Below are 15,801 nucleotides of genomic sequence, written 5' to 3'. Positions count from 1 at the left end.
CGGATGTCTACAGAAATTACCTACGATGGCGTTGAACAATTGCCGATGCGCAAGTTCACCGAAGACGCTTATCTGAACTACTCGATGTACGTCATTATGGATCGTGCATTGCCATACATTGGCGATGGTTTGAAACCGGTTCAACGACGCATCATTTACGCGATGTCGGAGCTGGGTCTATCGGCATCAGCAAAATACAAAAAATCCGCGCGTACCGTTGGTGACGTACTGGGTAAATACCACCCGCACGGTGACTCAGCGTGTTACGAAGCAATGGTATTAATGGCACAGCCGTTCTCTTACCGTTATCCTCTGGTAGACGGTCAGGGCAACTGGGGTGCGCCGGACGACCCGAAATCGTTCGCGGCAATGCGTTATACCGAAGCAAAACTGTCTAAGTTTGCTGAAGTACTGCTAGGTGAGTTAGGCCAAGGTACGGTGGAATGGCAACCAAACTTTGATGGCACGATGAAAGAGCCACAAATGTTGCCTGCACGTTTGCCTCATATCCTGTTGAATGGTGTCACGGGTATTGCGGTTGGTATGGCGACAGATATCCCACCTCACAACGTTCGTGAAGTGGCAGAGGCAACGATTCACCTTATCGACAATCCGAAAGCGGAATTGTCTGATGTGATGCAGTATGTAAAAGGTCCTGACTACCCAACGGAAGCTGAGATCACGTCGCCTAAAGCAGAGATTGAGAAGATCTACCGTAACGGTCGCGGTAGCATTAAAATGCGCGCAGTATGGCATAAAGAAGGTGCCGATATTGTCATCACTTCTCTGCCTCACCAAGTATCGGGTGCGAAACTGCTTGAGCAAATCGCCAACCAAATGCGTGCGAAGAAACTGCCGATGGTTGACGATCTTCGCGATGAATCGGATCATGAAAACCCAACTCGCATCGTGGTGGTACCAAAATCAAACCGCGTCGATTGCGACTTGTTGATGAACCACTTGTTCGCATCAACGGATCTTGAGCGCAGCTACCGAGTTAACTTGAACATGATTGGTCTCGACAATCGTCCCCAAGTTAAAGGCCTGGTACAGATCTTGTCAGAGTGGATTGAATTCCGTCGCACAACGGTACGTCGCCGCTTACAGTACCGCCTAGATAAAGTAATGGCTCGTCTACACATCTTGGAAGGTTTGTTGATTGCTTACCTAAACCTAGATGAAGTGATTGAAATCATTCGGACAGAAGACGATCCCAAAGCAGTACTGATGGCTCGTTTCGGGATTACCGATATTCAAGCGGATGCGATTTTAGATACCAAACTTCGTCACTTAGCAAAACTTGAAGAGATGAAGATCCGTGGTGAGCAAGACGAGCTAGAGAAAGAACGTGAGAAGCTAGAGCAACTACTGGGTTCAGAGCGTCGTCTAAATACACTACTGAAGAAAGAAATCAAAGCAGATGCTGAGAAATACGGTGATGACCGCCGCTCTCCAATGGTTGAACGTGCAGAAGCAAAAGCGCTGACTGAGCGTGATCTAGTACCAAGTGAGCCAATTACGGTTGTGCTTTCAGAGAAAGGCTGGATTCGTCACGCGAAAGGTCATGATGTGGATGCAGAAGGCCTAAGCTACAAGTCTGGTGATAAATACCTAGCGCATGCGCGTGGTAAGAGTAGCCAGCAAGCAGTGTTCTTTGGCAGTGATGGCCGAAGCTACTCACTTGAATCGCATTCATTGCCGTCTGCGCGAAGCCAAGGTGAGCCAATTACTGGTCGCTTGAATATCACTGCTGGCAGCAGCATTCGTCAAGTGTTCATGGGTGAAGAAGAGCAGTTATGGCTGGTGGGGTCTGACGCAGGTTACGGTTTTGTTTGTAAAGGCTCTGATTTGTTGTCGAAGAACCGCAGTGGTAAAGCATTAGTCACTCTACCTGCTAACTCAGAAATCATGACACCGAAGACAATTGAAGACTTGGATTCGGATGAAATCTTAGCGATCACTAACCAAGGGCGTATGTTGTTGTTCCCAATTAAGGACCTGCCGCAATTGGCGAAAGGCAAGGGGAACAAGATCATTAACATTCCTGCCGCAAAAGCGAAAGAGCGTGAAGAAGTATTGTCGCATTTGATGGCGTTGCCACAGGGCGCTTCTCTGACTCTGTATGCAGGGAAACGCAAGCTAGGGCTGAAACCTGCTGATCTGGATAACTTCCGTGGTGAGCGCGGTCGCCGAGGCGGCTTATTACCAAGAGGTTTACAGCGCGTAACGCAAGTTGAAGTTGAACTGGGTACATCTCAGAAAGCAGAAGAACCTAACGAAAGCGAATAATGCGAACAAATAAAAATCCCAGCCAATGGCTGGGATTTTTTATGCTTCTTGCTTGTCTTCGGCGATGGTGACTTTTAGATTTATCTTTTTGCCTTTGCGGATAATACCGACATCGACAGTCGTCCCGGGACGTAAGTCAGTAACAATATCCATGACGCTTTGGCGTCCCTGAACTTTGGTACCGTTAATGCTAATAATGATGTCTTGTGGCTCAAAGCCTGCGGTGCTTGCTGGGCCGTTTGGATCAATGCCGAGCACGATGATGCCACCAATATGTTCATTGCCAAGTAAGCGAGCCGTTACTGCATTGATATCCTGCCCATCAATGCCAATATAGCCACGAATGACTCGGCCATCGGCAATGATCTTCTGCATGATCTTATTCGCCAATGGGGCTGGAATCGCAAAAGAAATACCATAAGTTTCTAAGTCAGTCGCTTGTTGGAAAGAGGCCGTGTTGATGCCAACCAACTCCCCTTGAGTATTCACTAAGGCTCCCCCTGAGTTACCTTCATTGATAGCGGCATCGGTTTGGATAAAGGCTTGGCGACCATCACTAATTGATGAACGGCCCGTCGCAGAGATAATACCGAAGGTGGTAGTTTGACCTAAGTTATATGGATTGCCGATAGCCAGTACCACATCACCAACTTGAGGTTTGTATTCCGGGTTGAGTGGAATGACCGGAAGATTCGACCCTTCTACACGCAAGATGGCAATATCGGTTCTCTTATCTGTACCAACTAACTGTGCAGCCGCAACGCGACCATCTTGCAGTGCGACGACAATTTGATCAGCTTGAGCGACAACATGGTAGTTCGTGATGATGTAGCCTTTTTCGCTGACGATCACGCCAGAGCCTAGACCTTGCGTCGATAGCTTACTGCGATCATTTTCCACGTACTTACGGCTGTAGATATTAACCACGGCCGGAGCGGCTTTTCTTACTGCCTGGTTAAAAGAGACTTCAAGTGAAGCGATATTGTGAGGCTTCGGATCGACGAGATCGGCAGGAATGAGGTTGCTACGCAGTGATGGAACGGCGAGTAGCACAATAATGGCCGTTGCTAAGCCTAAAAAGACAGAACGTAACAAAAAGCTAAGCATATCCTCTCCATGCATAGATGCCTAAAATGGCATAGAAAAATGAAGGATAGCATTACATTGATGAATAACAAAAGAGCAGCATGATTCCATACTGCTCTTTAGAGAGGTGATTCAAATGATCAACGTACGACTTGGTAGATAGTTTGATCGCCTCGTTGGATATTTAGAGCTAATACCCCTTTGTAATTTTCAGCAATTGCTCGTAGGTCAGCTAAGTTCTTAACGCGTTTGCGATTTACACCAATTATGATGTCCCCTTGCTCGAGTTGGAACTGTGCCGCCGGAGAGTTCGCTTCCACACTGGTGATTTTAACCCCTTGTATCGGATCGCTAGAGGTTGTATTACCTAACACCGCGCCTTTTAGACCTTCATGCAAGTTTTCTGCTTTGGCTTTCACCGTGTTTGACTTGCCGAGCGTGACGTTAAAGTTCTTGCTCTTTCCATCACGAATTACGCCAAGCGTAATCTCTTTACCAGCACCTAAGGTTGCCACCTTTGCTCGTAGTTCGGAGAAGGTATTGATGGATTTTCCGTTGATTGAAACAATCACATCCCCGGCTTGTAGACCCGCTTTAGCGGCGGCACTGTCAGGTACCACTTGGCTAACGAAAGCGCCTTTGCTTGATTCATAGCCCAGCGCTTTTGCGAGCTCTGAGGTCATTTCGCCCCCTTGAACACCTAGCATGCCGCGTTTCACTTCGCCAAATTCAAGGATTTGCTCGGTGAGGCTTTTCATCATATTGGATGGAATCGCGAAGCCAATACCGACATTACCGCCATTCGGGCCTAGGATCGCTGTGTTAATACCGATCAGTTCGCCATTGAGGTTAACCAAAGCGCCGCCAGAGTTACCGCTGTTGATAGCCGCGTCCGTTTGAATGAAGTTTTCAAAGTTCTCGACATTCAAGCCGCTGCGCCCAAGCGCTGAAACAATACCAGATGTTACCGTTTGGCCTAAACCGAATGGATTACCGATAGCCACTGTAAAATCCCCTACACGCAGTTGATCAGAATCGGCAACATGAATCTGAGTAAGGTTTTTGGCTTTTTCGAGTTTTAGTAGCGCAATGTCAGACATTTCATCACCGCCAACCAGTTTAGCATCGTACTCACGGCCGTCATGGAGGCGTACCCGAATATCATCCGCGCCTTTAATGACATGATAGTTGGTTACGATCTGACCTTTCTTCGCATCAATGATGACACCTGAGCCTAAACCACGGAAAGGGCGTTCTTGAGTTTGTTCTACCGGAAAGTCCGGACCAAAGAAAAATTGAAATTGGTCTGGAATTCGGCGGGATTGCACTTGCTTACCTTCCACTGCAATGCTCACAACCGCCGGGGTCACTTTTTCTAGCATTGGGGCAAGGCTAGGCAACTGCTGGCCATCAACACTGAATGGAAGAGCTGCAGAAGCGGAAATAGGGGTGATGATTGCACTTAAGCTCAAAGAGAGAACGGTTAGTGCAAGCAAAGGTTTTTTCATCCAATTACTCCTCTAGATAACGGGTCTGCCAAAAAGAAATATTCGAGTTTGTCGCTGTCGAATTCTAAGCTGCATAAAAACAGCCTGAGAGTCTATGCGTCCTATTTTTATATAGGGGCGGTTCGAATAATCACAAGGTAAAGGCAGTTCACTGCAAGTTAGAGATGAGTTATTTCTGAAAAGTTCAAATAGGGTCAATACAAATTGATAAAAAAGTCTCTGTATTGACCCTAAGGAAGGCAGGCATCGTTATGATGCTTTAGCGGTAATGACTTCAGGGGCTTTGATGATTTCTTTTTCTTGAACCTTCAACAGCCCTGTTGCGCCATTAGCGTAATCTTTTGGTTGCTTATTGGCATCAGGCTGATCTTCTTCAATTTGTTCCGAAGACATCGCCGCTTTTTTATCGAATGGGTTATCTTGTTCAGGCAAGTTAGGCAGAAGCTCTGAAGAGGTCTTTGCCATATGCTGGTACAGCTTGGTGTAATCTTTACCTAGGGTATCTAGCATCTCTGCTGTTTGTGCAAAATGATCGACCAGCTCTTGGCGTTGCTGTTCTAATTCAAATTTGGCAGCTTCCAGCTCCTTTTGTACAGACTTTTGTTTTTTGTATTCTGGTGTGGTTAGTCGACTAATGATGACGCCTACGATGGTACCGACCAGCAAACCCACAATGGCATAAATCCAAGGCATAACTGCTCCTTACAGTTGTTTTAACAAGTCTATTACTACTTAGTTACATGCAGTGCTTGACCATGTTACTATGGCTTGCACAGTCGATAAAGAAAATTAGCGGTATGTTTTCGGGGACTGATAACTACTTCTCTCTTATCTCAAAACTGACCCTGAGGTGACAATTTGCACCGTCCCTCTGATATGACCCAATGCGATGACACCATTAGAACGATATAAAAAAGACATAGCAGACCATGGATTCCAGCGTGATGATGCCCAATATAATGCGGTTGTTGCTTTAGATAAGCTCTATCATGCGATATCGGATTATCAGTCTGCACCGATTCCTCAGCTTAGCACTTGGCAGAAACTTCTTGGAAAAAAATCTGAGTTACCCGAACCACCCAAGGGATTGTACTTTTGGGGAGGTGTAGGGCGGGGCAAAACTTATCTCATGGATGCCTTTTTTGATGCTTTGCCAACCGAAAGAAAGATGAGGGTGCATTTTCACCGTTTTATGTATCGAGTTCATGATGAGCTCAGGCGTTTAGGGGATGTTGAGAACCCCTTGTCAAAAGTAGCGGAGCAATTTAAGAAAGAAGCTGATGTAGTTTGCTTTGATGAGTTTTTCGTTTCTGATATTACGGATGCGATGATTTTGGCCACGTTATTGCGAGAGATGTTTAAGCGACAAATGATCTTGGTCGCGACGTCCAATATCGAACCGCAATACTTGTATCGTAATGGCCTGCAACGAGCTCGTTTTCTTCCAGCCATTGCCATGATCCAAGAGCGTTGTGACGTGCTCAATGTAGACAGTGGGGTGGATTATCGTCTTCGTACTTTAGAGCAAGCTGAAATTTATCATTATCCTTTGGATGAGCAGGCATCGATTAACCTTAAGAAGTATTACCACCAGTTGGTTGGTGAGAGAAAAGTGGCAAGCAACGTGATTGAGGTTAATCATCGTGAAGTTGCGGTTATTGAAGTAAGTGATGGCGTATTGCATGCCTCTTTTGAGCAACTTTGCCAAACTGCACGAAGCCAGAACGACTACATTGAACTCTCGCGTATCTACCATACGGTCTTATTGGCGGATGTGAAACAGATGGATCGCAAGATTGATGATGCGGCAAGACGCTTTATCTCTCTTGTCGATGAGTTCTATGAGCGTAACGTAACATTGATTATCTCAGCAGAGGTCCCGATGACGTTGCTTTATGGGGAAGGGCAGTTAGAGTTCGAGTTTAAGCGTTGTCAGTCTCGATTAACCGAGATGCAGAGTCTTGAGTACTTAAGTCGAGAGCATTTAGCTTAAAAAAGTTAAGAAAAAAATAGTGATTGAGCGCAAAAAAAGGTGATTTTTTCTTCGCTCTTCTCTATAATCCTGCAACCCACCGTTACTGCAGACCTGATTATCGAAGTTACTTCGACATAATAGGTCGAGAGTACCAACGACTCGAAGGGGTGATGACTGGGCTCTTAGACAGTGTGGGAGCACTCTACGGTGTTCCTTAAAGTTTAAATTTTAATTAACGGGTTATTATTAGCATGAAAACTTTCGTTGCTAAACCAGAAACTGTAAAACGCGACTGGTACGTTGTAGACGCTGAAGGTAAAACTCTTGGCCGTCTAGCAAGTGAAATTGCATCTCGCCTACGTGGCAAACACAAAGCTGAATACACTCCACACGTTGACACAGGTGATTACATCATCGTTATCAACGCGGAGAAAGTTACTGTAACTGGTAATAAAGCTAAAGGTAAGATTTACTACCGTCACACTGAATTCCCAGGTGGCCTAAAGTCAATCAGCTTCGAGAAACTGATTGATCGTAAGCCAGAGATGGCTCTTGAGCTAGCAGTTAAAGGTATGCTACCACGTGGTCCTCTAGGCCGTGCTATGTACCGTAAGCTGAAAGTTTACGCTGGCGCTGAGCACAACCATGTTGCTCAACAACCTCAAGTACTAGACATCTAATCGGGGATTTCGAAAATGGCAGAGAATCAATACTACGGCACTGGCCGTCGCAAAAGCTCAGCTGCACGTGTTTTCATCAAACCAGGCAGCGGCAACATCGTAATCAACAAGCGTAGCCTTGATGAGTACTTCGGTCGTCCAACTTCTCGCATGGTTGTTAAACAACCTCTTGAGCTAGTTGAACTAACTGAGAAACTAGACCTATACGTTACTGTTAAAGGTGGCGGTATTTCTGGTCAAGCTGGTGCTATCCGTCACGGTATCACTCGTGCTCTTATGGAATATGATGAGTCTCTACGTCCTACTCTACGTGCAGCTGGTTACGTTACTCGTGACGCTCGTTGCGTTGAACGTAAGAAAGTTGGTCTACGTAAAGCACGTCGTCGTCCACAGTTCTCTAAGCGTTAATTTCCACTTATTGGAAATTATGCTGTTCCAGGCTTGTTCTGGAAACTGTGCATCAAAGCTCGGCTATATGCCGAGCTTTTTGTTTTTTGTGTTCAAAACACCCTTATCTTATTACACTCATGTGTAGTACTGTCTATTTAATGTTCTCGTAACATTTATTGGGCTAATTACCGTATTTTTCTTATTTGGCGTGCTACATAGGTCATGGCGACAAACAAGGCTCTTTCTGCGTATATTTGCTATTTCTTCCGACCTAATTTCTTGAAAACAACCCAAATAAAAGGCGTGTTCTGGCTTTTTGGAATGTTATTCCTCTCGCTTTCTTGTTTCAAATCACATCTATTTTTTAGAATTTTACTGCTTTTGTGACGGCGTGGGCGATTTGCCTCACAATTGTTACGAAAAGGTAGCTTTATCTTGTCAAAAAGTAGGGTTTTCTTTATCATTTCCCCCCAATAATTAGAACTAAATTCATTATTTGTTAGCCATGCTCTTATAAGCGGAATAATAACGATCCAAAGGGAGCAAATGGGAGAATGTTTGGATGAGCAACGCGCCTTTAAATAACGGTCGCAGGCGTTTTCTAACCGCTACAACGGCAGTTGTTGGTGGCTTAGGGGCAGCTGCCGTCGCCGTTCCTTTTATCAAATCATGGAATCCGAGTGCCAAAGCAAAAGCGGCGGGTGCACCGGTGGAAGTGGATATCAGTAAAATTGAAGCCGGTCAGATGGTCCGTGTTGAGTGGCAGGGGAAACCTGTATGGGTAGTTCGCCGTACTCAAGAAGTGGTCGATAACCTTAAGAACATTGATGGCCAGCTTCGCGATCCACAATCAGAAATGGAACAACAGCCAGTTTATGCTCAGAACGAGTACCGCTCGATTAAGCCTGAGTATTTTGTGGCCGTTGGCTTTTGTACTCACTTAGGTTGTTCTCCAACCTATCTACCTGATACGTTCGCAGAACAAGTTCAAGGCGTTAAGTCTGGCTTCTTTTGTCCTTGTCATGGTTCAAAGTTTGATATGGCTGGCCGAGTGTTCCAGGGTGTACCTGCACCACTGAACCTTGTGGTTCCTAAGCACATGTATTTGAGTGACACGAAGCTCATTATCGGTGTTGATGAGGGAGACGCATAATGCAAGCACTATTAGACTGGGTTGAAAAACGACTTCCGGCAATGAATGCTTATAAAAAGCATTTGTCTGAATACCCAATGCCAAAGAACTTTAACTTTTGGTATCTTTTTGGTTCTTTGGCAATGTTGGTACTGGTTAACCAAATTCTTACAGGTATTTGGCTGACGATGAACTATGTTCCTTCTGGTGAAGGTGCGTTTGCTTCTATCGAATACATCATGCGTGACGTTGAGTACGGTTGGTTACTGCGTTACATGCACTCGACTGGCGCGTCAGCGTTTTTCGTTGTTGTTTACTTACATATGTTCCGTGGTTTGATTTACGGTTCATACCAAAAGCCTCGTGAGCTATTGTGGATCTTCGGTATGTTGATCTTCTTGGTTCTAATGGCAGAAGCCTTCATGGGTTACCTGCTACCATGGGGTCAGATGTCATACTGGGGTGCTCAGGTAATCATTTCGCTGTTTGGAGCGATTCCAGTGATTGGTGATGACCTGACGCTTTGGATCCGTGGTGACTACATCATCTCTGGTGCAACACTGAACCGTTTCTTTGCACTGCACGTGATCGCACTACCTATTGTTCTGCTACTTCTTGTTGTACTGCACGTATTGGCTCTGCACGAAGTGGGCTCAAACAACCCTGATGGTATCGAGACTAAACTACCAAAAGGCTCAATGGGTGATGATTACAAAACGCAATTCAAGTTCCATGAGTACTACTCGAATAAGTACGACATCATTGATTCGATTCCTTTCCACCCATACGGTACGGTGAAGGACTTGGTGGGTGTGGCCGGTTTCTTATTCTTCTTCTGTTACGTGTTGTTCTTTAACCCAGAAATGGGTGGGTACTTCCTTGAGCCGCCTAACTTTGAAGCTGCAAACCCACTGAAGACACCTGAGCACATCGCTCCAGTATGGTACTTCACGCCGTTCTACGCAATTTTGCGTGCGGTTCCTGACAAACTATTGGGTGTCATCCTAATGGGGGCGTCAATTGCCGTACTGTTTGTTCTCCCTTGGCTGGATCGCTGTAAAGTACGTTCGTACCGTTACCGTAGTAAAATCCACCTATTAAATATTGTTCAGTTCACTATCGCCTTTATCGCTCTGGGCATTTTGGGGGCACTACCGGCAACGCCGCTGTACACGATTCTGTCTCAGATCTTTAGCTTGTGTTACTTCATGTTCTTTGTTCTGCTGTTTTTCTACAGCAAAAATGAAGCAACCAAACCTTTACCAGAGAGGGTGACATTCAAATGAAGAAGTGGATTGTAATTCTATTTGCTATGTTGCCATCTCTCGCGATGGCAGCGGGGGCCAGCGTGCCGCTAGACAAAGCGAACGTTGACCTATCGGATAAAGCCTCGCTGCAAAACGGTGCGAAGTTATTCATGAACTACTGTTTTGCTTGTCACTCAACGCAATACCAGCGTTACGAGCGTGTCGCGACAGACTTGGATATTCCCATTGACCTGATGAAGGAAAACCTAATTTTCGATCCTGAAGCGAAAGTGGGCGACCTGATGGTTAATGCGATGCCAGCGAAGCAAGCGGGTCAGTGGTTTGGTGCTCCGCCACCAGATCTGACGTTGGTTGCTCGTGTTCGTGGTGCGGATTGGCTCTATACGTACCTTCGTTCTTTCTACACCGATCCATCTCGTCCATTTGGCGTGAACAACTTGGTATTCCCAAGTGTTGGTATGCCACATGTGTTAGAAGAACTACAAGGTATTCCAACTCCGGTATACGGCACAAAAGTCGTCGACGGTGAAGAAGTTCAAGTGGTGGTTGGCATTGAAACCGATGGTACTGGTGAACTTAGCACTGGCGAATACGATAAAGCTGTCGGTGATTTGGTCAACTTCTTGGTTTACTCTGGTGACCCAGTTCAGCGAGAGCGTCATGCACTTGGTTGGTGGGTAATGGGCTTCTTGGTATTGCTGACGATTGTTGTTGTGATGCTTAAGAAAGAGTATTGGCGTGATGTGCATTAATTGTGCTATCATACCGTGCTAATTCCCAATTTTAATTGATGGATAATGGAGGCTTAGCCTCCATTATTTTTATTTGTAAGTGTACTGGAGGGCTCTATGGCTGTAGCTGCCAATAAACGTTCTGTGATGACTCTTTTCTCAAGTGCATCAGATTTGTATAGCCATCAGGTTCGCATCGTACTTGCTGAAAAAGGCGTAAGTGTAGAGGTCGAGCTTGTTGATGAAGCAAACCTTCCTGCTGAGCTTGTAGAGCTAAACCCATACAAGTCAGTGCCAACTCTTGTTGACCGTGAGCTTGCTCTTTACGATTCAAAAATCATCATGGAGTACTTGGACGAGCGTTTCCCTCATCCACCTCTAATGCCGGTTTACCCTGTTGCTCGTGGTAACAGTCGTTTGATGATGTACCGTATCGAACGCAACTGGTACTCACTGGCTGAAAAAGTAATGAAAGGCAATGCTGAAGAATCAGAAAAAGCGCGTACCAAACTACGTAATGATCTTCTGACTCTAGCGCCAATTTTTGCTGAATACGAATACTTCATGAGTGAAGAATTCAGCCTAATTGATTGTTACCTAGCACCACTATTGTGGCGTTTACCTCAACTAGGTATTGATCTTGTTGGTCCTGGCTCAAAAGAAATTAAGGTTTACATGAACCGCGTATTCGAACGCGACTCATTCCTGGCTTCTCTAACGGAAGCAGAACGTGAAATGCGCCTAGTTCGCTAAGCGACTCAGTAACACGTTATGGATATTGCAAAAATGACGGCTCGCCGCCCATATATGCTTCGTGCATTTTATGATTGGCTAGTAGACAACGACTTAACTCCCCACCTGGTTGTTGATGCAACCATGCCAGGTGTGCGCGTACCAGTGGAGTTTATTCAGGATGGTCAGATTATCTTGAATATTGCGCCACGTGCTGTAGGCCACTTAGAGTTGGGGAATGATGCGATTACGTTCCAGGCTCGCTTTAGTGGTCGTCCGCACTCTGTTATCGTGCCAGTGTATGCGGTTCAAGCTATCTACGCGCGTGAAAACGGCGCAGGCACTATGTTTGAGCCTGAAGAAGCGTATACGAACATCGAAGATGAAGCGATGGTTGAAGAAGAGCAAGCGTCGACATTTACGACAGTAAGTGATGAGCCTTCTGAAATGGTTGACTCGACATCGGATGAGGAGCAAGCGCCTCGCCCGAAAGGTAGACCAAGTTTACGAGTAATCAAATAACAAAAAAGCAGCGTGTAACGCTGCTTTTTTTGTTTGGTTAGACAGACACCGTCTGGATAGACTTACAGATTAGCTGTGCTGTTTTCTACAGACTCAGTCTCACCATATTGAAACCCCTTGATGACCTGTTTCACACCTGAAATATTACGTGCGATTTCTATTGCTCGTTCCCCCTGCGCAGGAGTGACATAACCAAAGAGGAAGACTTCACTGTCTTCCGTAATTACTTTAACTTTTATCCCATTAAGTTCACTGTCGGTGAGTAGAGATGATTTTACTTTGGTGGTTATCCAGCTATCGTTGCTGATTTGGGTAACGGTTAATGGCTCTTTGAGCTTGATTTGGTTGTGAACATTTTTTACCCCTTCGACTTCTCTCGCTCTGCGTTCCAGTTCATTGTTCCACTCTTGTGTTGGGGCCTGACCCATTAACACAACCGTTCCGTTATAAGAACTGGCCACAACGCGAACTTTGCCTTTAAAAGGGGCTTTGTTACCAATGGCAGCAACCTCGAATTCGATATTGTTGTCTTGCCAGATTTGTTTGGTCGAACGAGTATCAGTGACAATGTTCGCTGTGGTGGCAGCACCAGCAATAAACAAACCAGCACAGCCACTCATGTTGAGTACGGCACACAAAATGACAAAACTACGTATCATAATTCTAACTCTTAATATCCATTATTCTTCGTGAGCAGGGAAAAGCACTTGGTCTATCAAATCACATAAACAGTGAAGCGTAACCATATGTACTTCATGAATACGTGCTGTGCGGTGAGATGGAATTCGAATCTCAACATCATGTTCACCTAATAAACCCGCCATCTCGCCACCGTCTTTGCCGGTTAACGCGATGATGGTCATATCACGCGTTACGGCGGCTTCCATTGCTTTGATGACGTTTTTGCTATTACCGCTAGTTGAGATGGCTAGCAGGATATCCCCTGGCTGGCCAAACGCACGCACTTGTTTTGAGAAAATCTCTTGGTAGTGGTAGTCGTTGGCTACGGCGGTTAGGGTAGTGTTATCTGCCGTCAGTGCCATCGCTGGTAAGCTAGGACGCTCGGTTTCAAATCGGTTTAAAAGGCATGAAACAAACTGCTGAGAGTTCGAGGCGCTCCCCCCGTTACCGCAACACAAGATTTTATTGCCATTGAGCAGGCTCGAAACCATGGCTTGAGCTGCATGAGTAATGGCATCTGGCAGCGCTTCGGCTGCCGCTATTTGAATTTGAATACTTTCTGTAAAACTGTCTTTAATGCTGTCTAGCATCACTTATCCTTCAGATATTGCATTTTGTATCCAGTTGATATCTCGACCATTATCATGAATGGCTATCACATCAAACCGATAATCTATATTTTGTGCAGCGCGTCTTTTCTGGCTAAGCCAAATCTGTGCGGTTTTGACCAGTTTACGCATTTTTGTACGGGTGACCATTTCTGCTGCTGAACCAAACTTATCGTTCTTGCGATATTTGACCTCAACAAAGACGATAGTTTCACCTTGTTGGAAGATTAAATCAATTTCTCCGACTTTAGTCAGAAAATTTTGATCAAGAAAGTGTAAGCCCTGGCGTTGCAAATATTGCTTCGCCAGGGTTTCATATTGATTGCCTATTTGTCGTTGACTAAAGAGCCCCACGCTCTGCCCAGCTTAGCTCGCGTTGCACAACACAGTTATTGTCGATACTGAGTGTACCGGTCTGGCCGTCAACGGTGTGACCTAGAACGACTTTCATTTTAGGAAGTTCGCCAATCAACTTGTACGCGTCCATCCCCAATGCCTCTAAGCGTTTTTCCATGTTGGATTGCTCAGACCAAAGCTCACTCATTTGTGCCGTGATGCTTGGGTCTGCTTGGATGAGAAGTGGGATGTCGCTGTAAGTGACGCCAGTGAGATCTTCATATGTCGTACCGCCACTGTTGCTCCGTGAGTTGGAGAACAATTTTGGTGGCTTAGCGTCAGGGTTGATCGCCACTTCAATAAACGGTTTTATCAACGTGAGCTCAGAGCTTTTTGCTACAATATAGACCGCATCGACATCGCGACGACTACGTGGTTGACTTTCTAGTGGGATACCCATGAGAGATTGCATTTGAGCAATACGCTGCTGGCTCTCCTGTAGGCCGAACACCTCGTTGATGTTCTTTTGCAGTTGGCGTTTGTCACCAAAGTAGTTGGTGGCGACTTTGTTAGAACTATATTTGTCCCATTCTTGATTAAACGCATCCACAACACGCTGACCGTAACTGCCGCTTGGAGCTAGAATCATCGGGAATTTGTACCCCTGACTGAACAGGTATTTTGCTGCCTGCGCTACTTCTTGTTCCGGAGATAAAGCCAAGTAGCACATGTTGGTACCAGGTTGGACGTCTTCAGGAATGTTCAATGCAAGAGCAGGGATCGCCACGCCAGTCTCTGACCCATCCAGTGTTGATTGCAGCCGTTCGACGTTTTCTTTTTGCAAAGGACCGACAACAAAGTCGATGTTTTCGCTGATCAAACGCTGCTTAATTTGCTCAGCATTGTATGCGTGTGTATCGATAACGGTAAGCGTTGAACTTGGATCCCGATGAGTGTCATTCATCATCGCAAAGATAAAACCATCCCGAATAAGCTGAGCTTGCGGCGCAAATTTACCCGTTAACGGGAGCAATAGTGCGGTGTTGCTTGGCTTGACGATGTTCAAAGACAAGATATTTTGGATCTCAGCGGGCGTGTATACCGCTGCCGGGTGGGAGGGGTTTTCGCTCAACCAGCGCTCTAGAGTATTCTTGAGCTGAGGGATATTGCCCGATAAGGTTTTGGCGTAAATCGCCAGTTGTAGCCAGCCATCTAATACGTCTTCGTTTGGATCGGTATGAAGCGAGGTGAGCTCGTTTTCTGAGTAGCTGTTGAGATTCATCCAAATGCGGCTAGAGATGTCACGTTGCTCTGCTGATGAAGAGTATTGACCTAAGGCAACCAGTTCACGGTTAGCGTCAAATGTCTGGTTTAAGTTTTGGTATGCTTCTGCGCGTAGTGAGTAGTAGTCTTTCCATTGCTCACTTGGCAGTTTCCACCAAGGTTTGAAGTTGAGTTGCTGCAGCAACTGTGAGTAATTGCCTTGTTTATGCTGCATTGTCGCGCGAGTCAGTTGCCACTCCGCCTGCTGAACTTCCGTCAATTGCTGACGAGCAAGACGTTTGATAAGCCGTTCCGCTTGGTCGAAGTCGTTAGCTTGAATCGCAGCCTTGGTTGCCATGATCAACCAGTCGTTTTGTAAGCTACCTTCGGTGCTATCCGCTTGAATCATGTAGTTCTGAACAGACTGGGTAGGCTCAAGTGTTATATCGACGCTGCCAGGCTGTCGAGGACCTGAAGAACAGGCGGCGAGCGTAATTGCCAGTGCAACAGGAGTGAGTAAGCGTGGTACACTGAGTCTCTTATGGTTCATCATTGCCGTGAGTTCTCTATAATTTTGTACAAAATTGTCTCTATATTAAT

At 45.8% G+C, this 15,801-nt stretch carries 16 protein-coding genes; 9 read left to right on the top strand and 7 right to left on the bottom strand.

The window, feature by feature from the left end:
• Window positions 1–3: 3 nt before the first annotated feature.
• Window positions 4–2,289, top strand: a complete 2,286-nt coding sequence (gene parC, locus ACVA54_RS08245; RefSeq protein WP_446644154.1) for a DNA topoisomerase IV subunit A — start codon at window positions 4–6, stop codon at window positions 2,287–2,289.
• A 39-nt stretch (window positions 2,290–2,328) separates the two neighbouring features.
• Here parC and degS read toward each other — a convergent pair whose 3' ends face one another.
• From degS to zapG, 3 genes are all read right to left on the bottom strand, one after another.
• Window positions 2,329–3,396 carry an outer membrane-stress sensor serine endopeptidase DegS gene (gene degS, locus ACVA54_RS08240; protein WP_099078843.1) on the bottom strand — a complete coding sequence of 356 codons (1,068 nt, stop codon included), beginning with the start codon at window positions 3,394–3,396 and terminating at the stop codon, window positions 2,329–2,331.
• A 119-nt stretch (window positions 3,397–3,515) separates the two neighbouring features.
• A complete protein-coding gene (locus ACVA54_RS08235) occupies window positions 3,516–4,883 on the bottom strand; it encodes a Do family serine endopeptidase (RefSeq protein WP_446649516.1) in 1,368 nt (455 codons plus the stop codon).
• 249 nt (window positions 4,884–5,132) lie between these two features.
• Window positions 5,133–5,576 carry a Z-ring associated protein ZapG gene (gene zapG / locus ACVA54_RS08230; protein ID WP_099078845.1) on the bottom strand — a complete coding sequence of 148 codons (444 nt, stop codon included), beginning with the start codon at window positions 5,574–5,576 and terminating at the stop codon, window positions 5,133–5,135.
• Window positions 5,577–5,772: 196 nt separating this feature from the next.
• Between zapG and zapE the strand changes: the two genes are divergently transcribed.
• The 8 genes from zapE (at window position 5,773) to sspB (ending at window position 12,313) form a co-directional block, all read left to right on the top strand.
• Entirely contained in the window at window positions 5,773–6,876 is a 1,104-nt protein-coding gene (zapE, locus tag ACVA54_RS08225) for a cell division protein ZapE (protein WP_119464055.1), read from the top strand.
• 233 nt (window positions 6,877–7,109) lie between these two features.
• Window positions 7,110–7,538 carry a 50S ribosomal protein L13 gene (gene rplM, locus ACVA54_RS08220; protein WP_099078848.1) on the top strand — a complete coding sequence of 143 codons (429 nt, stop codon included), beginning with the start codon at window positions 7,110–7,112 and terminating at the stop codon, window positions 7,536–7,538.
• Window positions 7,539–7,553: 15 nt separating this feature from the next.
• Complete coding sequence (rpsI, locus tag ACVA54_RS08215) at window positions 7,554–7,946, top strand: 30S ribosomal protein S9 (RefSeq protein ID WP_005436094.1); 393 nt, start codon at window positions 7,554–7,556, stop codon at window positions 7,944–7,946.
• 544 nt (window positions 7,947–8,490) lie between these two features.
• Complete coding sequence (gene petA, locus ACVA54_RS08210) at window positions 8,491–9,081, top strand: ubiquinol-cytochrome c reductase iron-sulfur subunit (RefSeq protein WP_099078850.1); 591 nt, start codon at window positions 8,491–8,493, stop codon at window positions 9,079–9,081.
• A complete protein-coding gene (locus ACVA54_RS08205) occupies window positions 9,081–10,346 on the top strand; it encodes a cytochrome b (protein WP_099078851.1) in 1,266 nt (421 codons plus the stop codon). Before petA ends, ACVA54_RS08205 begins: the two co-directional genes overlap by 1 nt.
• On the top strand, window positions 10,343–11,080 hold the full coding sequence (locus ACVA54_RS08200; protein ID WP_446632321.1) for a cytochrome c1: 738 nt from the start codon (window positions 10,343–10,345) through the stop codon (window positions 11,078–11,080). The genes ACVA54_RS08205 and ACVA54_RS08200 overlap by 4 nt, the downstream gene beginning before the upstream one ends.
• Window positions 11,081–11,176: 96 nt before the next feature.
• Window positions 11,177–11,812, top strand: coding sequence for a stringent starvation protein SspA (sspA, locus tag ACVA54_RS08195; protein ID WP_005372897.1), 636 nt, complete (start codon window positions 11,177–11,179; stop codon window positions 11,810–11,812).
• 18 nt (window positions 11,813–11,830) lie between these two features.
• Window positions 11,831–12,313, top strand: coding sequence for a ClpXP protease specificity-enhancing factor (sspB, locus tag ACVA54_RS08190; protein WP_099078853.1), 483 nt, complete (start codon window positions 11,831–11,833; stop codon window positions 12,311–12,313).
• Window positions 12,314–12,375: 62 nt separating this feature from the next.
• On the opposite strand, the gene ACVA54_RS08185 is transcribed toward sspB, so the two are convergent.
• Genes ACVA54_RS08185 through ACVA54_RS08170 form a run of 4 tightly spaced genes read right to left on the bottom strand, consistent with a single transcriptional unit; the run spans window position 12,376 to window position 15,754 of the window.
• On the bottom strand, window positions 12,376–12,972 hold the full coding sequence (locus tag ACVA54_RS08185; protein WP_099078854.1) for a BON domain-containing protein: 597 nt from the start codon (window positions 12,970–12,972) through the stop codon (window positions 12,376–12,378).
• A gap of 21 nt (window positions 12,973–12,993) precedes the next feature.
• Entirely contained in the window at window positions 12,994–13,584 is a 591-nt protein-coding gene (locus tag ACVA54_RS08180; protein ID WP_099078855.1) for a phosphoheptose isomerase, read from the bottom strand.
• Between the two features lie 3 nt (window positions 13,585–13,587).
• A complete protein-coding gene (locus ACVA54_RS08175) occupies window positions 13,588–13,956 on the bottom strand; it encodes a YraN family protein (protein ID WP_099078856.1) in 369 nt (122 codons plus the stop codon).
• A complete protein-coding gene (locus tag ACVA54_RS08170; protein WP_446649515.1) occupies window positions 13,943–15,754 on the bottom strand; it encodes a penicillin-binding protein activator in 1,812 nt (603 codons plus the stop codon). The genes ACVA54_RS08175 and ACVA54_RS08170 overlap by 14 nt, the downstream gene beginning before the upstream one ends.
• Window positions 15,755–15,801: the final 47 nt, after the last annotated feature.

The sequence above is a fragment of the Vibrio sp. PNB23_22_6 genome (assembly GCF_052877535.1).
Note: the sequence above shows the minus strand (reverse complement) of the source record. Positions and strands in the feature narration are given on the sequence as shown.